This window comes from Thiocapsa rosea, from assembly GCF_003634315.1.
In the GTDB taxonomy this organism is placed as follows: Bacteria; Pseudomonadota; Gammaproteobacteria; order Chromatiales; family Chromatiaceae; genus Thiocapsa; species Thiocapsa rosea.
In genome coordinates, this window is record NZ_RBXL01000001.1 from 4,361,460 (window position 1) to 4,385,144 (window position 23,685).

15 protein-coding genes are annotated in these 23,685 nt (G+C 65.0%); 6 read left to right on the top strand and 9 right to left on the bottom strand.

The features are described 5' to 3' along the window. The first annotated feature begins 1 nt into the window (after nucleotide 1). The 4 genes from BDD21_RS19500 to BDD21_RS19515 all read left to right on the top strand — a co-directional run bounded on the left by BDD21_RS19500 (nucleotide 2) and on the right by BDD21_RS19515 (nucleotide 9,798). Nucleotides 2–646 (top strand): protein-methionine-sulfoxide reductase heme-binding subunit MsrQ, encoded by a 645-nt coding sequence (locus BDD21_RS19500; RefSeq protein WP_120798575.1) that lies wholly within the window; start codon nucleotides 2–4, stop codon nucleotides 644–646. Nucleotides 647–723: 77 nt separating this feature from the next. Then, on the top strand, nucleotides 724–1,896 hold the full coding sequence (locus BDD21_RS19505) for a response regulator (RefSeq protein ID WP_211335103.1): 1,173 nt from the start codon (nucleotides 724–726) through the stop codon (nucleotides 1,894–1,896). A gap of 29 nt (nucleotides 1,897–1,925) precedes the next feature. Next, nucleotides 1,926–5,927: a CBS domain-containing protein gene (locus BDD21_RS19510; protein ID WP_120798576.1), complete on the top strand. Its 4,002-nt coding sequence runs from the start codon at nucleotides 1,926–1,928 to the stop codon at nucleotides 5,925–5,927. Continuing rightward, nucleotides 5,920–9,798, top strand: a complete 3,879-nt coding sequence (locus BDD21_RS19515; protein WP_120798577.1) for a PAS domain-containing hybrid sensor histidine kinase/response regulator — start codon at nucleotides 5,920–5,922, stop codon at nucleotides 9,796–9,798. Before BDD21_RS19510 ends, BDD21_RS19515 begins: the two co-directional genes overlap by 8 nt. A 144-nt stretch (nucleotides 9,799–9,942) precedes the next feature. Here the strand turns inward: BDD21_RS19515 and BDD21_RS19520 are convergent, their stop codons facing one another. The 3 genes from BDD21_RS19520 to cysZ form a co-directional block, all read right to left on the bottom strand. Next, entirely contained in the window at nucleotides 9,943–13,014 is a 3,072-nt protein-coding gene (locus BDD21_RS19520; protein ID WP_120798578.1) for an efflux RND transporter permease subunit, read from the bottom strand. Continuing rightward, nucleotides 13,011–14,189, bottom strand: coding sequence for an efflux RND transporter periplasmic adaptor subunit (locus BDD21_RS19525; protein ID WP_120798579.1), 1,179 nt, complete (start codon nucleotides 14,187–14,189; stop codon nucleotides 13,011–13,013). The genes BDD21_RS19520 and BDD21_RS19525 overlap by 4 nt, the downstream gene beginning before the upstream one ends. 99 nt (nucleotides 14,190–14,288) lie before the next feature. Beyond that, the gene (cysZ, locus tag BDD21_RS19530; protein WP_120798580.1) at nucleotides 14,289–15,470 is read right to left on the bottom strand and encodes a sulfate transporter CysZ; all 1,182 of its coding nucleotides are present in this window, start codon (nucleotides 15,468–15,470) and stop codon (nucleotides 14,289–14,291) included. Between the two features lie 404 nt (nucleotides 15,471–15,874). Here cysZ and BDD21_RS19535 point away from each other — a divergent pair, with 404 nt between their 5' ends. Beyond that, nucleotides 15,875–17,428 (top strand): hypothetical protein, encoded by a 1,554-nt coding sequence (locus BDD21_RS19535; RefSeq protein WP_120798581.1) that lies wholly within the window; start codon nucleotides 15,875–15,877, stop codon nucleotides 17,426–17,428. A 156-nt stretch (nucleotides 17,429–17,584) separates the two neighbouring features. Continuing rightward, a complete protein-coding gene (locus BDD21_RS19540; protein ID WP_120798582.1) occupies nucleotides 17,585–18,649 on the top strand; it encodes a DUF2333 family protein in 1,065 nt (354 codons plus the stop codon). 49 nt (nucleotides 18,650–18,698) lie between these two features. Here the strand turns inward: BDD21_RS19540 and BDD21_RS27535 are convergent, their stop codons facing one another. From BDD21_RS27535 to BDD21_RS19565, 6 genes are all read right to left on the bottom strand, one after another. Next, nucleotides 18,699–18,902 (bottom strand): hypothetical protein, encoded by a 204-nt coding sequence (locus BDD21_RS27535; RefSeq protein ID WP_147431152.1) that lies wholly within the window; start codon nucleotides 18,900–18,902, stop codon nucleotides 18,699–18,701. Nucleotides 18,903–18,965: 63 nt separating this feature from the next. Continuing rightward, complete coding sequence (gene cysC / locus BDD21_RS19545; RefSeq protein WP_120798583.1) at nucleotides 18,966–19,625, bottom strand: adenylyl-sulfate kinase; 660 nt, start codon at nucleotides 19,623–19,625, stop codon at nucleotides 18,966–18,968. 228 nt (nucleotides 19,626–19,853) lie between these two features. Then, on the bottom strand, nucleotides 19,854–20,228 hold the full coding sequence (locus tag BDD21_RS19550) for a hypothetical protein (protein ID WP_120798584.1): 375 nt from the start codon (nucleotides 20,226–20,228) through the stop codon (nucleotides 19,854–19,856). 38 nt (nucleotides 20,229–20,266) lie between these two features. Then, on the bottom strand, nucleotides 20,267–20,581 hold the full coding sequence (locus tag BDD21_RS19555; RefSeq protein ID WP_147431154.1) for an SCO4225 family membrane protein: 315 nt from the start codon (nucleotides 20,579–20,581) through the stop codon (nucleotides 20,267–20,269). 281 nt (nucleotides 20,582–20,862) lie between these two features. After that, nucleotides 20,863–21,987, bottom strand: a complete 1,125-nt coding sequence (locus BDD21_RS19560) for an ABC transporter ATP-binding protein (protein ID WP_120798586.1) — start codon at nucleotides 21,985–21,987, stop codon at nucleotides 20,863–20,865. After that, nucleotides 21,971–23,611: an ABC transporter permease gene (locus BDD21_RS19565; RefSeq protein WP_120798587.1), complete on the bottom strand. Its 1,641-nt coding sequence runs from the start codon at nucleotides 23,609–23,611 to the stop codon at nucleotides 21,971–21,973. Before BDD21_RS19565 ends, BDD21_RS19560 begins: the two co-directional genes overlap by 17 nt. Nucleotides 23,612–23,685 lie beyond the last annotated feature (74 nt).

The window sequence follows — 23,685 nt, forward strand, 5'->3', positions numbered from 1 at the left end:
GATGACTCGAATCGAGATGCGTGTGCGCTACGGCAAACCATTGGTTTTCCTGCTCTGCCTGGTGCCGTTCGGTGTCTTGATCGCGCGGGGGGCGAGCGGGGCGCTCGGGCCGAATCCGGTCGAGGCGATCACCCATTTCACGGGTGATTGGGCCTTGCGGCTGCTCTTGGTCACGCTCGCGGTGACCCCGTTGCGACGTCTGACCGGGCAAGCCTGGCTCGTACGCTTTCGCCGCATGCTGGGCCTCTTCGCATTCTTCTATGCGGTCCTGCACTTCGCAACCTATCTCTGGCTGGATCGGTCCTTCGACCTGGAGACCATCGCCGAGGATGTGCTCAAGCGGCCCTACATCACGGTCGGCTTCGCGGCCTTCGTCTTGCTAGTGCCCTTGGCGATCACCTCGACCCAAGGCTGGATCCGGCGTCTCGGGCGGCGTTGGAAGACTCTGCATCGGGCCGTCTACGCCATCGGCGTGCTCGGCGTGCTGCATTATCTTTGGCTGGTGAAGGCGGATCTCTTGGAGCCTGCGATCTACGGGGTCATCCTCGCGGTCTTGCTCGGCATGCGCGTACCCTGGCGCGATCTCGCCACCCGGCTCCGTTCGGCATCGCGTCGATACCCCTGGATGGCGCCCGAGCGTCGGTGAAATGTGACACGTCTGTCGTCGAAGGATCCGGGACGTTCTACAATAACAGGATCACTACGCTCAAGGAGTCGGCCGTCATGTCGATGGATGCCCGTGCGGTTGTGCCGACGATCCTCGTTGTCGACGACACGGTCGAGAACCTGGCCGTTCTGACCGATCTCTTGAGTCCTGCTTATTGTGTCCGCGCGGTTCGCTCCGGCCGGCGAGCGCTGCAGGCGCTTGCCGAGCCGCGTCCCGATCTGATCCTGCTCGACGTCATGATGCCGGAGATGGATGGCTACGAGGTGATGAGCCGGTTGCATGCCGACCCGGCAACCGCGGACATTCCGGTGATCTTCGTCACGGCATTGGATGCGGCGATGGACGAGGAGCGCGGTCTCGCGCTCGGAGCGGTGGACTACATCACCAAGCCGATCAAGCCGGCGATCGTTCTTGCCAGAATCAAGACACAGCTGGAACTCAAGGCCGCTCGGGATCGTCTGCGCAACGAGAACCTGCTGCTCGAGGCCGAGGTGTCGCGTCGCATGCAGGAGAACATCCTGATCCAGGACGCGAGCATTCGCGCACTGGCGCATCTGGCGGAGATCCGGGATCCCGAGACCGGCAACCATCTGCGTCGCACCCAAGGCTATGTCGGGCTGCTTGCCGAAGCCTTGCGAACGCACCCGCGTTTCGCGCCTTTCCTGACCGCGCAGACCATCGATCTTCTGGTCAAATCCGCACCTCTGCACGACATCGGCAAGGTCGGCGTGCCGGACTACATCCTGCTCAAGCCCGGCAAGCTCACGCCCGAGGAGTGGGAGATCATGAAGACACATAGCCGTCTGGGCCGCGAGGCGATCGAGCTGGCCGAGCGCGATGCCGAGTGCCCGCTTGCCTTCCTGGCGATCGCCAAGGATATCGCGCACTATCACCATGAGAAATGGGACGGCTCCGGGTATCCGGAGGGTCTCGAGGGCGACGCGATCCCGATCGCCGCCCGGTTGATGGCGCTGGCGGACGTCTTCGACGCGTTGATGTGCCAGCGTGTCTACAAGCTGGCCTGCCCGTTCAAAGAGACCGTGACCATCATCGAGCAAGGCCGCGGCACCCATTTCGATCCGGATGTGGTCGACGCCTTTATGCTGCGGCGCGAGGCATTCCAGAACATTGCCGTGCGCTTTGCCGACAGCGACTCGCGCCGCCTCGAGCAGGTCGAGCGGCTGCGCGAATCAATCGCGCCCGTGCCTGCCTGCCCGGGATCGGCCTGACCCACCCGTATCGTTCAAGGAGTGTGTCGATGTCGGATGCCATCGAGCTGACGCTCGCCGATATCATGTCGCGGGCGCTGCAGTCCGTTGTACCGGACAGCCCGCTCGGCGATGCCGTCCGGACCATGGCCCGGGAAAGACTCTCATGCATCCTCGTGCTCGAGAATGAGCAGCCCGTGGGTATCCTGACCGAGCGTGATCTGCTGCGACTGCTGGATCGGGAGGTCGATCTCGATCGGCCGGTTGCCGAGGTGATGAGCACCCCGGTGCTCGCCATCCCCATGGAAACCGATTTCGCCTCCGCTTACCTCCAGGCCCTCGATCACCAGGTTCGCCACCTGGTGGCGGTTGACGCGAGCGGTAAGGCGGTCGGGGTCGCGAGCGAGACCGACTTTCGTCGCTATTTGACGCTGCGTCTGCTCAAGCAGCTCGATGACCTGAGCGCCGTGATGGATCGCGACCTGCCGCTCATGCTGCCGGATGCGTCCGTCGCGCAGGCGCGCAGGCTCATGCTGCAGTACCGTGCCTCCTACGTGCTCATCGCGGAGGGACGTCGCCCGCTGGGCATCCTCACCGAGCGCGACATTCCCGATCTCTTGGCAAGGCGGGGCGCACAGGCTCGGGATTTGATCGTGCGCGATGTGATGCGATCGCCCGTGCGGATGATCCGCGACGACAGCCCCGTGTCGGATGCCGCTGGTCTGATGCAGCAGGAGGGTCTGCGGCATCTCGCGGTCGTGGATGCCGACGGAATGGTCTTGGGGATGTTGACGCTGCATAACCTGATGGAGCGGATCGGGTTCAACCTCCTGCACGACGATACCAAGCGCCGAACCGAGCGCTTGTTGGGGGTGCAAGCCCATACCGAGCAGCGGCTGCGAATGGCCGTCGAGGCATCCGGCATCGGTTTCTGGGAGTTCGACCTGGCCGCGGATCAGCTCTATCGCGACGAGACGCTGCGCGATCTGCTCGGCCTTCGGGACGTTGCAACCCCGCTCGATCGGTCCGCTTGGCTGGAGTCCGTGCATCCGAACGACCGCGACGCCGCGATGCATGCCTTCCAGGCGGCCTTCGCACCGGGTGATCCTCCGATCGAATGCGAGTACCGTAGCCGCCACCGCGACGGCCGTTGGGTGTGGCTCCAAACGCGCGGGCGCGTGGTAAGCCGAGACGCCGGCGGACGCCCCGTTCTCGCCGTCGGAACCTCAATGGACATCACCACGCTGCGCGAGGCCCAGGATGCGCTGAGCGAGCGCGAGGAGGTCTATCGCGCCATCTTTGTCCAGGCGAGCGACGGCATCATTCTGGTCGACGCCGAGACAGCCCGTTTCGTCGAGTTCAACGATGCCGCCTGCGAGGCGCTCGGCTACAGCCGCGAGGAGTTCGCCCGGCTCGGAATCGCGGATGTCCAGGCCGAGCGCGATCCGGCCGGCGTGTGGAATGGCCTGCGCACGATCCTCAAAGAAGGCCGGGGCGACTTCGACACCCTGCATCGTCACAAAGACGGCAGCATGCGTCATGTTCGGGTGGGTAATCGTGCGATCGAGATCGAGGGGCATCCCTATGTTGTCGCGATCGTGACGGACATCACCGAGCGCACCCTCGCCCAAGCGGAGCTGGATCTGCACCGGCATCATTTGCGGGCGCTCGTCGATGCCAGGACCGCCGAGCTGGATGCCGCCAACCGCGATCTCATGCGCAGCGACCGGCGTCTGAAGGCGCTGTTCGACTTGAGTCAGGCTGCGCCGACCTTGAGCGAGCCCGAGCTCCTGCAGGCGGGTATCGACACCGCGGTCGCCCTCACCGACAGCCTCGTCGGCTACCTGCATTTCGTGGACGATGACCAGGAGGCCATTCAACTCTGCACCTGGTCCCGCGGGACGCTTGCCTATTGCACGGCCGAGCACGGGGGGCACTATTCGGTGTCCAAGGCCGGCGTCTGGGCGGATTCACTGCGCTCCGGGCAAGCGGTCATCCACAACGATTTTCAGGCCGTGCCCGACCGACGCGGTTATCCCGAGGGGCATGCCGTGCTCGCGCGTCATCTCGGTGTGCCCGTCAAGGAGGACGGGCGCGTGCGGATGCTCATCGGCGTGGGCAACAAACCGATCGACTACGACGAATCCGACCGCCTGCAGCTTCAGTTGGTCGGCGACGATCTGTGGCGGATCGTCATGCGTCGGCGTACCGAGCTTGCGCTGGCCGAGGCCAAGGAGAGCGCCGAGTCGGCCAACCGCTCCAAGAGTGCCTTCCTGGCCAACATGAGTCACGAGATTCGCACCCCGATGAACGCCATCATCGGTCTGGGCCACCTGCTCGAGCGCGAGGTGACCGACCCCAAGCCGCGCGCTCAGGTCGGGAAGGTCATGGATGCGGCCCGACATCTCCTGTCGATCATCAACGACATCCTCGACCTCTCCAAGATCGAGGCCGGTCAGTTGACGCTCGAGGAGACCGGCTTCTCGCCCGTTGCGCTGATTCAACACGCCTTCAGTATCCTCGGCGAGCGCGCATCGGCGAAGGAACTGACCCTCGAGCAGTCAGTGGATCCGCGCATCCCGGTCGTGCTGTACGGCGATGCCCACCGGCTCGGCCAGATCCTGCTGAACTATCTCGGCAACGCGATCAAGTTTTCCGAGCAGGGGACGATTCGGGTCAGCGCCATGGCCAGCGGAGACGACGGCCGTCGACTCCTGCTCTGCCTCGAGGTTGCGGACGAGGGCATCGGTCTGACCCCGAGCCAATGCGAGCGACTCTTCAAACCCTTCACCCAAGGCGACGATTCCACGACGCGTCGTTACGGCGGCACCGGTCTCGGCCTGGTCATCTGCAAGCGGTTGGCCGAGCTCATGGGCGGCGAGGTCGGCGTCGAGAGCGCGCCGGGGCAGGGCAGCCGATTTCGGGTCGAGGTGCCGCTGCGCTACGACAAGGGGTCGACTCCGGGGGCCGTGAATGATCTGCACCTGCGGCCGTCCGCTGACTTGGAGGAACGTCTGGCGCGACGCTATCGCGGGGTTCGGCTGCTCGTGGTCGAGGACGATCCGCTCAATGCCGAGGTCGCCTGCGAGCTGTTGTGCCGACTCGGACTGGTTGTGGACATTGCCGAGAATGGACAAGAGGCGGTGGACTTGGCACGCGAGCGTGACTATGCGCTGGTGCTGATGGACGTGCAGATGCCGATGATGGATGGCTTGTCAGCGACCCGAAAGATTCGTCGCCTGCCCGGTCGCGAGAATCTGCCGATCCTGGCCATGACTGCCAACGCCTTCGAGGAAGATCGTCAGGCCTGCCTGGACGCCGGGATGAACGATCACGTCGGCAAACCGGTGCAGCCGGAACGCCTCTACAGCGCACTCCTGCGCTGGCTTCCGCCGATGCCGGGGGCGCACGGAGTGGACGGGGAGCCGACCGCAAGCCGCGTCGACGAGGTCGCACTGACCGGCGCGTTGGCGATGATTCCCGGTCTCGACACTGCTGCGGGTCTGCGTGCCGTCGGCTCCGATCATGCCGGATATCGGCGCGTGCTCGACTTGTTTGCCCGGGCGCACGGTGACGTCGCGGCGGTGCTGCGCCGACGCTTGGCGGCGGGTGAGCTCCTGGAGGTCGCGCGTCTGGCGCGAACGCTGAAACGACTCTCGACGACGCTGGGTGCGACAGCCTTGGGTGCCCGCGCGGGCGAGCTTGCGGAGCGTGTCGAGACAGGTGCATCGACGTCGGACTTGGAGACCGGCATTGTCGCCTTGGACTCTGTTCTGACTCCGCTTCTCGAGGGCATCCGCTCGGTGTCGAGCCCGGCAGCGAGTGCGACCCCCGATCTGGATTGGTCGCAGGCACCGATCGTCCTGGCCCGGTTGGAAACGCTCTTGGCCGAAGACAACACGCGCGCCAAAGACCTCGTGCTTGAGTCCGCACCCCTGATCGAGGCGATCTTGGGGACGCATGCCGCACGGTTCCGGTCCCAGGTCGAGAATTTCGATTTCGAGCAGGCGCTGAACACGCTGCGTCTGGTGATCCACACGCGCGATGGATGATCCGAGACACATCCCGCGCCGCTCGGCGTGGCCGGTGTGGGCGACACTGGTCTCGGGGCTGCTGTGCACTGCGCTGCTCACCCTCGTGGTTCGAGCCGAGGTCGAGGCACTCGCCAAGTACGAGCTGACCTTCGTGGCGGGGGAGATCGCCGATCGCATTCAGACCCGACTCGCCGCGCATGCGCAGATCCTGCGCAGCGGTGCGGCCCTGTTCGCTGCCTCCGAGGAGGTCACGCGCGAGGAATGGCAGACCTTTGTTGCCGGTCTGCGGCTCGACGACCAGCTGCCCGGGATCCAGGGTGTCGGATTCTCTCTCCTGATCACGCCTGAACAGTTGCCGGCGCATGTCGATGCGATACGTCGAGAGGGGTTTCCGGACTACCGTGTCTGGCCCGAGGGCGAGCGCTCGCTCTACTCCTCGATCGTCTATCTGGAGCCCTTCAGCGGTCGCAATCTGCGCGCGTTCGGGTATGACATGTTTTCCGAGCCGGTGCGACGGGCCGCGATGGAGGAGGCACGCGATCGGGACATCGCGGCACTGTCGGGACGGGTCCGTCTGGTCCAGGAGACCGACGAGGACGTCCAGGCCGGCGCGCTCATGTATGTGCCTGTCTATCATGACGGGATGCCCGTGGAGACCATCGAGGAGCGTCGGGCGGCACTGAGGGGATGGGTCTACAGCCCCTACCGCATGAACGACCTGATGCGCGGCATTCTGGGCGGATGGGAGCAAAGGGATGGCACGCGGATCCGTCTCGCCGTCTACCACGGGGATGCCGTTGCACCCGAAACCTTACTCTACGACAGTCAGCCCGCGGCATCGATTGCCGAGGCACCGGATGGAGCCGGCGTTGTCCGCATTCCGCTCGATTTCAATGGCCACCGTTGGTTCCTGGTGTTCTCGAGCCAGGCGACCGGCGGGCTGTCCGTCGGGGCCCTGAAGTTTTGGTCGACCGCCGTCGTCGGGACCCTGATCAGTCTTCTCCTGGCCGGCCTCGTGCATACGATCGCCAAGTCGCGTGCGCAGACCGAACGTTTGGTCGTCGAACTCGATGCGCACAGACGCACTGAAGGGTCCCTCGATGTCGCTTTGACCAAGTACAGAACCCTGTTCGACAGTTTTCCGCTCGGGATCACGGTCGCCGACGAGGACGGTGCGATCGTCGAGGCCAATCCCATCGCCGAGTCCATCCTCGGGATTTCGCGTGAAGAGCAGCTGCGACGCACGCTCGGAGGCGCCGCGTGGGACCTGCTCCGTCCGAACGGGACCCCTATGCCCTCATCGGAATACCCGAGTGTTTTGGCGTTGCAGAACCCAAGAGGATTGCATCGCGCCGACATGGGGATCCGCAAGCCGGATGGCCGGGTCACCTGGCTCAGCGTGGTGGCCACGCATCTGCCCTTGGCCGGTTACGGCGTGGTCGTCACCTACGCCGACATCACCGAGCGGGTCCTGGCCCAGCAGGCGCGCGAGACGCTCAGCGCCGCCGCCCGACTGGCGGTGTCTTCGGAGGCCGCGGCGGATTTCTGCCAAGCCCTCGCCGAGCTGCTGTCTAAGCGCATCGCGTGTCCGGTCGTCGCGATCGAGACCTACGACCGCGCATCCGCGGAGATGGTCTTTGTCGGCGCCGTCGGAGTTCCGCGGCCGCCGGACGGGCCATTGCGTGTCCCGGTCGATCAGACCCTATCCGGTTGGGTTGCGACACGCGGCGCGGCATTGGTGGAGCTCGATGCCGATCGGCGACCCGAGTACGCCATGCCGGCATTGCGGGCACTCGGCGTGGTGAGCTTCGTCTGCATCCCGCTCAAGATCGGCGAGCGGGTGCTGGGAACCCTCTCGCTCGGCGATGTGCGGCGACGCCCGGAGGCGTCCGAGTGGGTGGGAATGCTGCAGACAGTCGCGGATACCGCGGCCGACTCCATGATGCGCCTGGACGCCCAGGCCGCCTTGCGCGAGAGCGAGCGCAACTCCCGCACTCTCGTCGACAACCTGTATGCCGGCTTGGTCGTCCATGCACCGGATGCACGGATTCTTTACGCCAACCCGATGGCATCGCATCTCCTGGGTCTGACGGTCGAGCAGATGCAGGGACTCGCCGCCGTTGACCCGAGGTGGCATTTCATTCACGAGGACGGCACCCGGATGTCGGTCGACGCGTATCCGGTCCAGCGTGTCGCCGAGACCGGACAGGCTCTCCAGAGCGTGACACTGGGGATTGTCAGACCCGATCGCGCGGATCCCGTGTGGGTGCATTGCGAGGCGCATCCACTGCATGACGAGCAGGGTCGGATGCGGAGGATCGTCGTGACCTTCTTCGATATCTCTCGGCGCAAGGCGGCCGAGACCGAGCTCGAGCAGTATCGCCATCGCCTGGAGGATCTAGTCGCGGAGCGGACCTCGGAGCTCGCCGAGGCACGCGATGCGGCGGATGCCGCAAACCGGGCCAAGACGCGCTTCCTGGCCAACATGACCCATGAGATTCGCACCCCCATGAACGCCATTCTCGGCCTGAATCATCTGCTGCTGAAGGAGGTGACCGCGCCCGTGGCCCGAACCAGGCTGCACAAGCTCGGCGAAGCCGCGTCTCATCTACTGCTCATCATCGACGATATCCTCGATCTGTCGAAGATCGAGTCCGGTCGACTGGTCTTGGAGGAGACGCCGTTCTCGCCGGCGACGGCGATCGAGCGGGTTGTCGGCCTGCTCGGCGAGCGTGCGTCCGAGAAGGATCTTCGGCTTCTGACGACGATCGATCCGCGCCTGCCGGCACGGGTGATCGGGGATCCCCTGCGTCTGGAGCAGGTCCTGGTCAACTTTCTCGCCAATGCGATCAAGTTCTCCGAGCAAGGCGAGATCCAGGTGCGGGGGATTCTGGCCGAGGAGAGCGCGGACAGCATTCTCTTCCGTCTGGAGGTCGAGGACCAAGGGATGGGTTTGACGCCGGATCAGCAGGGGCGTCTGTTCCAGCCCTTCACCCAAGCCGACGACTCGACCACACGTCGCCATGGCGGGACCGGACTCGGCCTCGCGATCGTCAAGCGACTGGCGACACTCATGGGCGGCGCGGTCGGTGTGACGAGCACCGCAGGGCAAGGCAGTCTCTTCTGGATGACCGCGCGTCTGCGCCGGGACGACCGGGCGGCGCTGCCGACGTCCGGCATGGCGTTGTTGTCGACAACGACGCCTGTTGCCATCCCGGAACAGCTTATCGCTCGGCGTCATTCCGGCACGCCGATCCTCTTGGTCGAGGACGACCCGATCAATCGAGACGTCGCCCTGGATCTGCTCGGGGAGACGGGACTCTGCGTGGATGTGGCCGAGGATGGTTCAGCCGCCGTCGAGCGGGTGCGCGAGCGCGATTATGCCTTGGTCATCATGGATGTTCAGATGCCGCGGATGGACGGATTGGCGGCAACCCGCGCCATACGCGCGCTCCCCGGCCGGGCGGATCTGCCGATCCTGGCCATCTCGGCGGGAACCTTCGAGGACGATCGTGCACGTTGCCTGGATGCCGGTATGAACGACTTCATCGGCAAGCCCGTCGAGCCGGCGCGCTTGTACGCCGCCCTGCTGCACTGGTTGCCCGCCGTGCCCCCGGAGCCCTCGGTCGCGGACAGCGGCGCGACGGCCGAGCCGGCGGAGGTCGATGGCGCGACCTCGAACGCGGATCCGGCCATCGCGCAGGTCCTCCTGGCCCACTTGGAGTTCCTGCTCTCCGAAGGCGATCCGCGGGCCTTGCAGGTCTGGGCCGAGCTCGGGACCCTGGTCGCGCCCATCCTCGGGGAGGATGCCCGAACGGTCCGCGAGGATATCGCGCGCGGGTCTTACGCCCGGGCCTTGGAGACCTTGCGTCGCGCCCTTCGGGAGTGAGTCGCGGTGGCTGTGCTCCGGCGATTCGCGCCGGGCGGACGCAGGAATCCGGATTGTGATCTTAAACCGCGCCGACTCCAACGGTTGTCAAGTCTGCCGGGGCCGATCACATCCGAACACATCGCATACCGCGCCGGGCGCGCTTTAAGCCGTATCGATCTCGGGACGGACGACGCCGATGGTCCGATGCTGATCCGGCGAGAGCAGCATGTAGAAGGCCGGCACCACGAAGAGGGTGAAGAGCGTGCCGATGCCCAGTCCGGTGACGATCACCAACCCGATGTCGAAGCGGCTGACCGCACCTGGACCGCTCGCGGTGAGGAGCGGGATCATGGCGACCAGCATGGCGACCGTGGTCATCAGGATCGGGCGAAGCCGGATCGCCGAGGCTTGCTCCACCGCATCGCGTTTTGAGAGTCCCTCGCGCTCGCGCAACTGGTTGGAGAACTCGACGATCAGGATGCCGTTCTTGGCGATCAGACCGATGAGTGTGATGAGCCCGACCTGGGTGTAGATGTTGACGCTCGCGAAGCCGAGAAAGAGAAAGGCGAGGGCGCCTGCGATGGTGAGCGGCACCGACATGAGGATGACGAAGGGGTCGCGCCAGCTCTCGAACTGGGCCGCCAGTACCAGATAGATGATCAGGAGCGAGAGGAAGAAGGTGACCTCGAGTGCCGCGCCCTCGGTCTTGAACTGACGCGACTCGCCCTTGTAGTCCCAGCGCACGCCGCGCGGGAAGAGTGCGGATGCCTCTTGCTCCAGATAGGCGAGTGCGGCGCCCAAGGGCACGCCGGGTGTCATGACGCCGGAGAGCGTGATGGCGTTGAGCTGCTGGAACTGGACGCGCTTGGAGGGCTCGACCTCGTCGCGGATCTCGACCAGGGCGGACAGCGGGATGAGGTCGCCCGCGGCGTTGCGGACATAAAAATCCTGCAACTCTCCGATATCGTTTCGGAAACGTTGCGCAACCTGAGGAATCACTTGATAGCTGCGGCCTTCCAGACTGAACCAGTTCACATAGTCTTCGTTGAGCATCACCGAGAGGCTGCGGCCGAGATCGGCCATGCTGATCCCCAGATCACCTGCGAGGTCGCGATCGATCTCCAAGACGTTGCGCGGCCGCTCGTATTTGATGTCCTTGCTCAGGAACATGAAATTGCCGCTGGCCATTGCCTTGCCGAGCAGTTGATCCGCGAGGCCGTCGAGCTCGGCGACTGGGCGGTCCGAGAGGACGACGAACTCGACCGGAATGCCGTTGCCCGGTGTGGGTAGGCTCGGCCGCGGGAAGACAACGGTCTGCATGCCGGTGATCTCGCCGAGCATGCCTTGGAGCTGCGGCTGGATCTCCATCTGACCGCGCTCGCGCTCCGAGGGCGGCGACATCTTGAAGCCGCCGAAGGTCATGCTTTGGTCGCCGCCCATGCCGGCGATGATGAAGCTCTCCTTATATTCGGGAAAGGATTCGAAGATCGGCAGCATCTCGTCGATATAACGCAGGTTGAGATCGACGGTCGCGGTCTGGGGCGTGGTGCCCATAAAAAAGAGGATGCTCTGATCCTCGGTCGGGGCCAGCTCCTTTTTGGTCATGCTGTACATGCCGTAGATGGCGCCCAGGATGACGACGGCGACCAAGAGGGTGACGCCCGGATACTCGAGCCAACCATGCAGCAGGCGCCGATAACCCTGTGCAAGATTCGTAAAAGCATGCTCCACACCTTGCTCGAAACGGCCTTGCTCGCTGCCCGCGCGCAGGACGCGCCCGGCGAGCATCGGGGAGAGCGTGAGGGCCACCACGCCCGAGACCACCACGGCGCCGGCGAGTGTAAAGGCGAACTCGGTGAAGAGTGATCCGACCAGCCCGCCCATGAAGCCGATGGGCGCGTAGACGGCAACCAGCGTCGTGGTCATTGCGATGATGGGCATGGCCAGCTCGCGCGCGCCGTCGATCGCTGCCTGGGTTCCGCTCTTGCCCATCTCGATGTGTCGGTGCACGTTCTCGACCACGATGATGGCGTCGTCGACGACAAGCCCGATGGCCAGAACCATTGCGAGCAATGTCAGGAGGTTGATCGAGAAACCAAGGAGCAACATGAGGAAGCCTGCCCCGACGATCGAGAGCGGCACCGCGACCGAGGGGACCAGTGCGGCACGGAACGAGCCGAGCGACAGAAAGATGACGAGCAGCACGATCAGCACCGCCTCGGCGAGCGTCTTGAAGACCTCCGTGATGGATTCCTCGATGAACTCGCTGGCGTCGTAGGGCACGAACGCCTTCAGCCCTTCCGGGAACTGGGTCTCGAGCTCGGGCATGAGGTCGCGCACCCGTGCGGCGACGTCGAGCGGATTGGAGCCGGGCGCGGGCTCGATGCCGATGAAGATGGCCGGGATACCCTTGTAAAGCGTGGCCGAATCATAGGTCTTGGCACCCATCTCGACCTCGGCGATGTCGTCGAGACGGATCAGGGTGTCGTCTTGGGTGCGCACGACCAGGCGTTGGAAATCCTCCACGCGGCTCACGTCCGTGGTCGCCGACAGATCGATCTGGACCTGGTTGCCGCGCAGCCGCCCGATGCCGGCGAGATAGTTGTTCTCGGCGAGCACACGGGCGACCTCGTCGCCGCTGACACCCAGCGAGGCCATACGCGCGGGGTCGAGCCAGATCCGCATCGCAAAGGTCTGGTCGCCGAAGATCTCGGCTTTGGCTATGCCTTCAAGGGCTTGGAGCTGAGGCTGCACGACCCGGATGAGGTAGTCGGTGATCTGCGGCAGCGTCATCTCCTCGCTGTAGAAGGCGAGGTACATGAGTGCCGTGGAGTCGCCGGTCGTGGAGTCGATGACCGGGTTCTGCGCGGCCTCGGGCAGCACGTTGAGACGGCTGGCGACCTTCGCCTGGATCTCGGCGACGGCCGCGTTGGGGTCATAGTTGAGGCGCATGTTCGCCTCGATGACTGACACGCCGGCCGTGCTGGTGCCGACCAGATACTCGATCCCGTTGGCCTCGGCCACCGCCTGCTGCAGCGGCGTGGTGATGAAACCCTGCACCAGTTCGCTGCTGGCGCCGGGGTAGGCCGTGGTGATGGTGACGACGGTGTTTTGGGTCGCCGGGTACTGGCGGATCTCCAGGTCGAGGAAGGCGCGAATGCCGAGGATGAAGATCAGCAAGCTGACGACGGTGGCCAGGACCGGACGGTGGACGAAGATGTCGGTGAATGTCATGTCGCCGTGGCCTCGGGATCCCGTTCGGCTGTGGGCTCGGATTGGGGCGCGGATTCGGATTCAGGCGTGGGCTCGGGCTCGGATGTGCCGGCCGCGGGCGCCTCGTCCCCTGCATCGACGATTCGGACCTCTTGCCCGTTGCTGAGCTTCACTTGGCCGGACAAGACGACGCGGTCGCCCTCCGCAAGTCCATCCAGGACTGCGATCTCATCCCCGCGCACCGCGCCGGTGCGCACTTGGCGGCGCTCGACGAGCGTCTTGCCGTCCTCCTCGCGGATGACGAAGACCGCGTCGCCGTAGGTGTTGAAGGCGATGGCTTCACGCGGGATGGTCAGCACGGCGTCCTCGCGCGGCAAGAGGGTCGCGACCCGCGCAAACATGCCGGGGCGGAGCACCAGGTCCGGATTGCTCAGGCCCGCACGGACACGGACGTTGCGCGTGCCCTGGTCGATCCCGGGGCTGATGACCTGGATGACCCCGTCGAAGATCCGGTCCGGATGCGCGGAGACGCGCACCTGCACCTGTTGACCGACCTGCAGGAGCCCCAAGTGCCGCTCGGGTAGAGCGTAGTCGAGATAAATCGGATCCAGGGTCTGAAGCGGCACGATCGATGAGCCTTCGGCGAGGAACTGCCCGAGGTCGATCCGACGGATGCCGAGTTGTCCGTCGAACGGCGCGCGGATGGTCTTCTTCTCGATCGTCGCCTGTTTGGCTTTGACCTGCGCGCGGGCCTGATCGAGCTGCGCGCTGAGCTCGTCGAAGTCGCCTTGAGCGACGGCACGGTCCTTGAGCAGCGAGCGGTTGCGGTCGACCTTGATCTGCGCGAGGCGCTCCGCCGCCTGCAGTCCCTCCAAGTCGGCGCGATCGACGTCATCGGCCAGCCGGACCAGGATGTCGCCTTTTTTGACCATCGCGCCCGATTCGAGCTCGATCGCCGTCACCTGCCCGGCGACCTCGTTGTTCACCTCTACGCCCTGGAACGCCTGCAGGGTGCCGACCGCCTCCAGGGTTGGCTCCCACGCCGTCGCCTCGACCGTCACGGCGGTCACCGTCGGTGCCGGCATGGGTTGCGAGAACATGGCCATCTCAGACTGGATCTGACTGTATTTGACATAGGCGAGGGCGCCGATCACTGCGGCCAGCACCATCAACACAAGCAGGATTCGAACGAACATGGGCGAGCTGTGCCTCTAAACCGCGCCCGGCGCGGTATGCGTTGTTTATTGGACGGTATCGGCCCCGGCAGACTTGACGGCCGCTTGAGCCTGCGTGGTTTAGTCCAACAGGACCTGTTTCGCTTCGTTGATCTTGGAAGCCAGATAGTCCGAGCCGCCGCGGTCCGGATGCAGGCGCTGGATCAGGCGCCGATGCGCGCTCCTAACCTCTTGCGGACCGGCGTCGGGGCCGATACCGAGGATAGCGCGGGCTTCGTCCGGCGGCATCTGCTCGATCGGTGCGCGCGGTGTCTCGGCGTGTCGGCGGTGCGGTGCCTCCGAGGTCTTGCGTCCGCGCTCGCGATCGAGGTAGACCTCGAGCGCCTCGACTGACTCGGGGTCGCTTGCGTAGCAGCTCTCGAGCATCTCGACGAGATCCTCCGTCGGCACCTGATCGAGAGAGACCCCGGAATAGGGTCCGGCCAGCATCTCGCCGCCGATCCGGCCCGAGAGATGGTCGATTTCGAGCAGGACGCAGCGCGTCGCGACACGAGATCGGGTCGGACTCTGATAGTTGGTCGCGCCCTTGAGCTCCCGGACCCACATGGCGGTGGCGCCTGCCACGGCGCTCGGCATGAGGATGAAATTGACCAGCGGCACCATGCTCAGCATGGCCGCGGAAGCGCCGAAACCAAGGCTCATCCCGCGCTGCCGACCGAGGCGTCGGCGCATCTCGCGAAACTTCATCCCGTGGTTTCCCATCGGATAATCCGAATACTGAACGGCCAACACCCAGGCAATGTACAGAAACCAGAGGATCTGTCCGACAATGGGCACAAGCAGCAACAGCAGGAAAGGAATCGCAAGAACAACGGCATAAAGGAGTTTCCGCATCTCATCGACGAGCGTCGGCACGATGTCGGCCATGACGCCGGCAAGGGTGGCGCCCTCATCGAGCGGGCGTCCGGTGAGCATCCGCTCGACCTTCTCGGCCAAGAGGCCGTTGAAGGGCGACGCGATCAGGTTCGCCACCAGCGCGAAGAGGCTGAAGACCACGACAAGCAGGACCAGGACGAACAGGGGCCAAAGAACCCAGTCCAGCCAGGCGAGCCAGCTCGGAAGGCGAGCATCGAGAGTCGCGAGGACCTTCCCGAACAGGCTCAAGCCCAGGGCGATGGCGGCCGAAAAGATGAGAGTATTGACCGCGAGCGGGACAACGACGAACCGTCGCAACCCGGGTCGGGTGATCAGCCGGATGCCCTGGAGCAGGTATCCGGCACCTAAGAGAGGGTTGGTTGCCATAGCGATCACGGGCGGCCGCAGCCTTATGTCTTATCGGGGTCTAATCGGGTAAGTGCGCAACCGGGTCCCGAATCCACGGGTCGGCTCGGGCGTCGGTACAGGTCGCGGCGGGCCGGCGACATCGGACGCAGTATATCCGGGGCGCCCGGTATGCGGCAGGCGAACCGCGTTTCCCGCGTGACGATGCACACCGTGTGAAGGCGGCCGGGGCTGTCGTTGAGCCGCTCGCCGGCCCGGCCGGGCGTGCGTCGCCACGCGCCCGGAGCCCGAGCAGGATATCTTCGCGACCGGCATGATTGCAGCTCGAGTGTGGTTCTCCCTTGAACCGGCGCGCCTATTCAGGCAGCCTAAGCAGGTTTTATGACCAAATCCATTTTTAACCGTCCCACACGAGGAACAACCTGATGAAAGAGGTCGTGGCCACGCTCGCACAAGCACGAGCAAAACTGGCGGCTATCGATATCGGTAAGACGTCCGTCTGGACCGTGGCCGTCGTGACCGTTGTCGGAACCCTGTACGTCACGCTTGCCGACCCTTTCGCGGAACCAGCACCGCTGTCCCCGATTCAAGTCGCTGCCAATCTCGCCCCGATCGGGACCGTGACCTTGACGGCGCCGCCACCGCCGGCTGCCGAGCCTGCGCCCGCAGTGAGCGCTGCCGAGCCGGCGCCCGAGCCCGAGCCCGAGCCGGTCGCGCAGGCACCTGCCGAGGAGGTGCCCGCGGAGCCCGAGGCCGCTCCGTCGACGGCAGCCGGCGCGCCACACTTCGCCCCGTTGCGGGCAGCGCCTGCAGCGACGACTGCGCAACCGGACATTGCGCCCGAGCCGGCAGAACAAGTCATTGCCGACGAGGCAGACGCAGCCCCGAAGACCGAGACCGCTCGGTCGGAGGCAGCTGGCGTCAGCCATTTTGCGCCTCTGCCGGTAGCCCCCGCGTCGGCGCCTGAATCCGCACCGGCGGTGGAGTCCGCTGCGGTCGAGCCCGCTTCCGAGGTTGCCCCCGAGGTCGAGGCCGAATCCGAGGTCGCAATTGTGCCCGCGGTCGAGACCGAGGCCGAGGCCGAGATCGCAGCCGTCCCCGAGGTCGAAGCAGAGGCCGAGGTGCCTACGCCCGTCGCCGAGCCGGCCGCCGAGGTTGCCGCAGAGCCGGCACCGACGGCGCCCGCGACTCCGGCGGTCCGCCCGCCGAAAGAGCATCGGATGCCGCATTTCGCTCCCTTACCGGGTTCGGCGATGACCGCTCCGCCGAGCCCAGCGGCAGCGCCCTCGCTTGCGCATCCGACGCTTCCGGCCCTCCCGGAAGCGCCTGCCCCGGTCGTCTCGGCCTCGCCGGCCGATGCGCCCGTCGAGGAGCCTGCCGTCGCGGAGAGCATGCCCGAGGAGCCGGCTGCGCCGGCTGATCCCGCGCCCACGACCCCGGACGCCCTCATCGAGGTGCCGGTGGTCGTCCTGCCGGTGACCGCTGAGCCTGTTGCCGAGCCTCCGGCGACGGAGCGGCCATCGGCCGAAGCGCACATGATCGAGGCGGAGGTCGTCGAGACGACGCCGGCCGAGACTCCAGCGCTTTCCGAGTCGCCGGAGACGCCCGTTCCGGCCGAGGCACCTGCTCCGATGGCTGCACCCGTTCCGGCTGAGGAACCTGCTCCGGCAGAGGCGCCCGTTCCTGCACCTGCAGAGGCACCTGCCCCTGTGGCGGCACCCGTCCCGGCCGAGGCACCCGTTCCTGCACCTGCAGAGGCACCCGCCCCGGCGGCGGCGCCCGTCCCTGCAGAGGCACCTGCCACTGTGGCGGCACCCGTCCCGGCCGAGGCACCCGCCCCGGCAGTGGCACCTGTGCCGACCCCGGCACCGGCCGCGATCGCGCCGGTTGCGCCTGCTCCGGCAACAGAGGTGACTCCGACACCGCCTGCTGTCCAACCGATGCCGCGTTGGATGAATCACTTCACTCCCATGCGCTAGACCGAGGTTTCCGCATCGGCCCAGCGCGATGGGCCGATGCGGGCCTTAGCCGACAGCTAAACAACGGCAGGGCCTCGAGGCCGACATCGATTCGAGTATCCTGAACGGCATCGCCGGCCTGCGAATGCACAAGCTCAAGAAAACACGGAGAATGTGATGGAAAAGCCGCACCTGCCGAAGTCGGTGACCGAAGTCGTCAAGCTGTACGATCCGCGGACCTGGCGCGAGAAAGGATTGTGGTGGACCGCGGGATTGTTCGTCGTCACCTACATCCTGGTGGTCACGATCCTCGCGATCTTCTGGTCGCGCTCGCCGGCGACCTTCGACGTGCGGGAAAAGGCAGCCAGCTTGGCGGGCAGCGACGGGAGCGAGTCGGCGCGACTCGTGACCGGCAGCTACACGACGGCGACCGTGATCGGCATCGCCGAGACACTCCTGAATAAACCCGGCGGATATCTGAGCAACGATATGACCCCGCCTGGCGTCTTCCTCGATAACATTCCAAATTGGGAGTTCGGCGCACTCACCGAGCTGAGGGATCTGTCGCGAGCGATGCGCAACGAGTTTTCCCGCTCCCAGACTCAATCGGTCGAGGACAAGGATCTTCAGGTGGCCGAGCCACAGTTCAGCTACGATTCCGAGTCCTGGATCCTGCCGTCGACAGAATCCGAATACCGCACCGGCATCGCTGCCATGACGCGGTACTTCCACCGTCTCGGCGATGACAAGACCTCGGACGGGCAGTTTTTTGCGCGCTCCGACAATCTGAGATCGTATCTCGCGGTGGCGGAGAAACGTCTGGGAAGCCTGGCGCAGCGTCTCTCCTATGCCGTCGGACAGGCCCATTTGGATACGTCACTCGCGGGTGACCCAAGCGCACAGCAGGCAAGCCCGGCCGTCGGCGAGCGCGAGAACAAGACGCCGTGGATGGAGATCGACGACGTTTTTTTCGAGGCGCGTGGCTATACCTGGGCCTTGCTGCATACCCTGGAAGCCCTGTCGATCGATTTCGAGAAGGTGCTTAAGGACAAGAACGCGCTGGTCTCTGTCCAGCAGATCATCCGGGAGCTTAAGAACACCCAGGATCCGATCTGGAGCCCGATGATCCTGAACGGCACCGGATTCGGTCCGATGGGTAACCATTCTCTCGTGATGGCCTCCTACATCTCGCGCGCAAACGCCGCGATCATCGATCTCCGAAGCCTACTCGAGAAGGGCTGACCGCCAAAACGTAGGATGGGTAGAGCTTCAGCGAAACCCATCCTCCAAGCTACAACGTCTCCTTGACGAAGCGGCGCAGCGAAACCCATCCCCCAAGCAACAACATCTCCTTGACGAAGCGGCGCAGCGAAAACCAACATCCAAGCCGCGATCTGTATCCGACGACATCGGCGTGGGGAGGATGGGTTTCGCTGCGCTCTACCCATCCTACGACGTCGAGAGCGAGATGCTCATCTTCGAGTGAACTCGACATTTGGTGCATCCACGGCCCTTAGCGGGGCGCGGTTTAACTTCGACTGCATCGCGGCCCGTGGCGTTAGGATCTCGGCAGGATGATCCCGCTCGTGCGCAGGTAGGCGATCACCTCATCGGCCAGGACATCGGGCGGGTTCCGGCCGGCATGGAGTTGCAGCTCCGGTGCGGTTGGTTCTTCGTAGGGATCGTCGATCCCGGTGAATCCCTTGATCTCGCCGGCGCGTGCCTTCTTGTAGAGTCCCTTGGGGTCGCGGGTCTCGCAGATCTCGATCGGGGTATCGACAAAGACCTCGATGAAATCGCCTTCCGGCATGGCGCGCCGGACCCGGTCACGGTCCGCGCGGTAGGGACTGATGAAGGCGGTCAGGGCGATCATGCCGGCTTGCGCGAACAGATGTGCGACCGCGCCGATGCGTCGAATGTTTTCTTCGCGATCGATCGCGGAGAATCCGAGGCCGAAGCGCTGCGCGAACTCCTCGCCATGGACATCGCGAAGCATGCCCGGGCCTGCATTGAGCGCGTGACGGACATTATCGCCGTCCAGCACCGCGCTGTGGATGCCTTGCTGGTGGAGCCGATGGTCCAGCGTATTGGCGATCGTGCTTTTTCCCGAGCCGCTGAGCCCGGTAAACCAGATCACGCAGCCCTTGTGTCCTTTCATCGCTTCGCGGTCAACGCGAGAGACCTGATGTTCGTGCCAGGTCACATTGGTGTCGTTCATGGTCTATCCTCGAGACTGTATTAGGGGTTCCGAACAAAGCCAAGCAAAAGTAATGCCGTGTACGCGATTCCGGGGGCGTATCGTATCCAATGGGGTGCGATACGAAGCGGCGGCCCAAGGCACCCGACGCGGTCGACCGTGCGGTGAACTCCAGGCGGATGCTTCGCGAGAAAACGCGAGCCTAAGCAATCGCGCTTAGAGTCTCGGAGCGTATCCGAACGCCTGCGATCAGCCTCCGGACACACGAGGCATCGAGAACCGTGTCTCGACGGTGCCGCCGCAGCCGACGATGCATTCCTCGTACTGAATCGTGCAGATCGTCATCTCCGCAGCAGGGCAGGTGTCGGGTTTGATGCAGAGCGCCCCCGGCGTGGCGAGACAGGTCTCGTGATCCGCCGACAGTCGCTCGTAATGCATCCGACACTCCTCCTCGCGCACCCGTTGGCGCTGCTCGCACTGGCTTTGGCCCAAGTCGCAGCTCGCCACGCAAGCCTCTGCTCGCGGGTCGGTGGGCGTGATCAGCTGTCGTTCCTGCAGGTGATTGGTGCATCCGGCGGCGGCAAGGATCGCCAAGACGCCGATCAAAAGGTGCGGAACTCGCATGGAAAGGGTCCAGGGTGACATCGGTGATCTCGCGTTGGTCAAGAAGGCGATTGTCGTCTGCGCAAGCGGCGACCGAGGAGATACAGCAGCGCGCCGTTGATGCCGACGCCGATCGCAAGCAATGCCAGGTTGAGTGCGGCGGAGTCGATTCCCAACAGGCCGCTGACCTGGCTGACGAACAGGCTCCATGGTAGCGCAAAGATGACGAGAAATATCCCGGACGATGGATCGCCGCCGAACAGCAGCAGGGCGATCGCACCGACCGAGACGGCCAGATAGCCGGCGATGAGATTGCGCATCGCCGTCGGGATCTCGTTGTGCGCGGCTCTGGCCTTACGGGGGGCTTGTGGCATGATAACCTCCTGCCGATTCGAGGATTGAACGCCGACGATCATCGGGCAGAGCCGGGCCGGTACAGGGCCCATCCGACCATACCGTTCGAGCGTCCCGACCGATCACCGATACGCGATCGATCGACGACGGGCCGTGGAGAGACACAGATGAGCAAAGGCGAAGACAAAAAGAAGGAAGCCAAGAAGCAGCCGCTGAAGAACATGAAGGAGAAGCGGGCGGAGAAGAAGGCCAAGAAGGGCGGCCGAAGCGGCTGAGTGCAAGGGCTCCCGCATCGCGGGGCTCAGGCCCCATCTGCGGGCTCGCTCTGCGCCGGAAGCACGCTGCTGATCGCAGGGTCTTCCGGCGCATCCGGCTCGGCACTTGCGCAGGGAAAGACCACGAGATGATCCGCTTCGAGTCGGATCCCGATGTCCTCCCCGACCGCGTGTTGGTGATGGCTCGGGACCAAGCAGAGCACCTCGGTTCCGCTTTCCAACCTGAGCTGGTAGAGGTATTCGGCGCCGCGGAATGCGCGTTCGACCACGACCGCCCGTCTCGGGCTGGTCTCGTCGTAGAGCATGTCGTCGGGTCGGATCAACACCTCCGCCGCCGTTCCTGGTGCCAGACCATGCGGCTTGCTCCCGGCGACGCGCCCGAGCTCCGTCTTCACGCGTGTCTCGTCCACCACGACTGCCGGGAGCAACACGCCTTGGCCGATGAAATCGGCCACGAAGCGGTCCGCCGGTTCATGGTAGAGCCCGAATCCGGTTCCCCATTGCCGAATGCTCCCGTTCGCGATCACCCCGATCTGATCGGCCATGGCGAAGGCTTCGAGCTGGTCATGCGTGACCAGGATCGCCGTCACGCCCTCGCGTCTGAGTAAATCCCGGACCTCGCGTGCGAGCTGCTCGCGCAGCTCCGCGTCCATGCTGGAAAAGGGCTCGTCGAGCAAGAGAATCTCGGGGCGCGGTGCCATGGCGCGGGCGAGTGCGACCCGCTGTTGCATCCCTCCGGAGAGCTCGTGCGGATACTGCGATGCCGCCTGGCGCAGGTCCACAAGGTCCAGAAGCTCGGCGACGCGATACTCGCGCTCCGCACGTTTGAGTCCGCGCAGCCCGAACGCGACGTTGCGGGCAACCGTGAGGTGCGGGAACAGGGCGAAGTCCTGAAAGACCATGCCGACCCGCCGTTGCTCCGGGGGGAGGGTGTCGCCGGGCACCGAGACGCGACGCCCGTGCAACAAGACCTCGCCGCGACTGATCGGCTCGAACCCGGCGATCGCACGCAGCAAGGTCGTCTTGCCGCAGCCGCTCGGCCCGAGCAGACACCCGATGATGCCTTGCTCGAGGACGAAGGATACATCGCGCACGATCGTGGTGCCGCCATAGGCGACGCTGACGTCTCTGACCTCAAGCTGTGTCGGCATTGCGGGACTTGGTGATGGAACGGCTCAGCAGGATAACCGGAACCAAGCCTGCAAGCACGATGGTCAGTGCGGCAGGCGCGGTGTCCGCCAGGCGCTCGTCGGAGGCCAGCTCGTAGGCGCGCACCGCGAGTGTGTTGAAATTAAAGGGTCGCAGGATCAGGGTCGCCGGGAGCTCTTTGAGCACATCCACGAAGACCAAGAGCACCGCGGTAAGCAGGCTGCCCCTGAGCATCGGGATGTGGATGCGCCGCAACACCTGCCCAGGCCGATAGCCCATAGCGCGACCGGCCTCGTCCATGGACGGTCGGATGCGCCCGAGCCCCGCCTCGACCGTCTGAAGCGCGACGGCCAGAAAGCGTGTCAGGTAGGCGAAGACCAGGGCAGCCAGGGTCCCGCTCAACAACAGACCGGTCGAGACATCGAAGGTCTGGCGCATCCAGGCGTCCAGGGTGTTGTCGAACCAGGCGAAGGGGATGATGACGCCGATGGCGATGACCGTACCGGGCACGGCGTAGCCCAGACCGGCGACCTTCACGGCTCCGGTCACCGCACGCGTCGGATGCAGACGTTTGCCGTAGCCCAGCACCAGGGCCAGCAGCAAGGCGATCAATGCGGCGATTGCCGCGAGTTCGAGGCTGTTGCGGACCAGGCGCCAGAAGGCCGCGTCGTAGGCACCCTCGGCGATCGTCAGTGCCCACGCTGCGAGCTGCCCGGCGGGGATCAGGAACCCGAGCATCAGCGGGATCAGGCAAAAGACGACGGCTGCGGCTGCGCGCCAGCCGGTCAGGTGGTAACGGCGGATCGATTGATGCCGCCGACTCGTGTCGTCGTATCGCGCCTGGCTGCGCGAGATCCGCTCCAACGCGATCAGCACCAAGACGAAGCCGAGCAGCATCGCCGAGAGTTGGGCGGCGGCCGCGGCGTTGTTCAGGCCGAACCAGGTGCGGAAGATGCCGGTGGTGAAGGTTTGGACGCCGAAATACTGAACCGTACCGTAGTCGGCCAGGGTCTCCATCAGGGCCAGGGTCAGCCCGGCGACGATGGCCGGGCGTGCCAGGGGCAGTGCGACCGAGAAGAAGGTGCGCCAGGGACCGTTGCCGAGTGTGCGGCTGACATCGAGCACGCACAGCGACTGGCTGAGAAAGGCGGCTCGGCTGAGCAGATAGACATAGGGGTAGAGGACCAGCGCCAGCATCAGGGCGGCCCCTTCGAGCGAACGGATCTCGGGAAACCAGTAGTCTCCGAACCCCCATCCGGTCCAGTCCCTGAGCGTGGTCTGAACCGGTCCGGCGAAATCCAGCATGCCGGTGTAGGTGTAGGCGATGATGTAGGCGGGCATCGCCATGGGCAGGATCAGCGCCCACTCGAACAGGCCGCGTCCGGGAAAGCGACACATGCTGGTCAGCCAGGCCGTGCCGACGCCGCCGATCAGGGTTCCGACGGCGACTCCGAGCATCAACAGCAGCGTGTTGAGCACATAATCGGCGAGCACCGTGTCGAGGAGGTGCTGCCAGACATCGCCGGCGGGAACCAGGATGAAGCCGACGATCACCAGCACCGGCAGTCCGGTCAAGAGTGCGATCGCAACGATGCTCGCCGACCACAACCCCCGGCGCTCCTGCATGCTCACGATCGCCTCATGGTGAAGAAGGACTGCCTCCTGGGTTGGGGATGGCCGGCGAGATCGGCACCCGCCGG

Coding starts and splice junctions, on each gene's coding strand:
- BDD21_RS19500 (WP_120798575.1), top strand. CDS start 2: ATGACTCGAATCGAGATGCGTGTGCGCTACGGCAAACCATTGGTTTTC.
- BDD21_RS19505 (WP_211335103.1), top strand. CDS start 724: ATGTCGATGGATGCCCGTGCGGTTGTGCCGACGATCCTCGTTGTCGAC.
- BDD21_RS19510 (WP_120798576.1), top strand. CDS start 1,926: ATGTCGGATGCCATCGAGCTGACGCTCGCCGATATCATGTCGCGGGCG.
- BDD21_RS19515 (WP_120798577.1), top strand. CDS start 5,920: ATGGATGATCCGAGACACATCCCGCGCCGCTCGGCGTGGCCGGTGTGG.
- BDD21_RS19520 (WP_120798578.1), bottom strand. CDS start 13,014: ATGACATTCACCGACATCTTCGTCCACCGTCCGGTCCTGGCCACCGTC.
- BDD21_RS19525 (WP_120798579.1), bottom strand. CDS start 14,189: ATGTTCGTTCGAATCCTGCTTGTGTTGATGGTGCTGGCCGCAGTGATC.
- cysZ (WP_120798580.1), bottom strand. CDS start 15,470: ATGGCAACCAACCCTCTCTTAGGTGCCGGATACCTGCTCCAGGGCATC.
- BDD21_RS19535 (WP_120798581.1), top strand. CDS start 15,875: ATGAAAGAGGTCGTGGCCACGCTCGCACAAGCACGAGCAAAACTGGCG.
- BDD21_RS19540 (WP_120798582.1), top strand. CDS start 17,585: ATGGAAAAGCCGCACCTGCCGAAGTCGGTGACCGAAGTCGTCAAGCTG.
- BDD21_RS27535 (WP_147431152.1), bottom strand. CDS start 18,902: ATGTCGAGTTCACTCGAAGATGAGCATCTCGCTCTCGACGTCGTAGGA.
- cysC (WP_120798583.1), bottom strand. CDS start 19,625: ATGAACGACACCAATGTGACCTGGCACGAACATCAGGTCTCTCGCGTT.
- BDD21_RS19550 (WP_120798584.1), bottom strand. CDS start 20,228: ATGCGAGTTCCGCACCTTTTGATCGGCGTCTTGGCGATCCTTGCCGCC.
- BDD21_RS19555 (WP_147431154.1), bottom strand. CDS start 20,581: ATGCCACAAGCCCCCCGTAAGGCCAGAGCCGCGCACAACGAGATCCCG.
- BDD21_RS19560 (WP_120798586.1), bottom strand. CDS start 21,987: ATGCCGACACAGCTTGAGGTCAGAGACGTCAGCGTCGCCTATGGCGGC.
- BDD21_RS19565 (WP_120798587.1), bottom strand. CDS start 23,611: ATGCAGGAGCGCCGGGGGTTGTGGTCGGCGAGCATCGTTGCGATCGCA.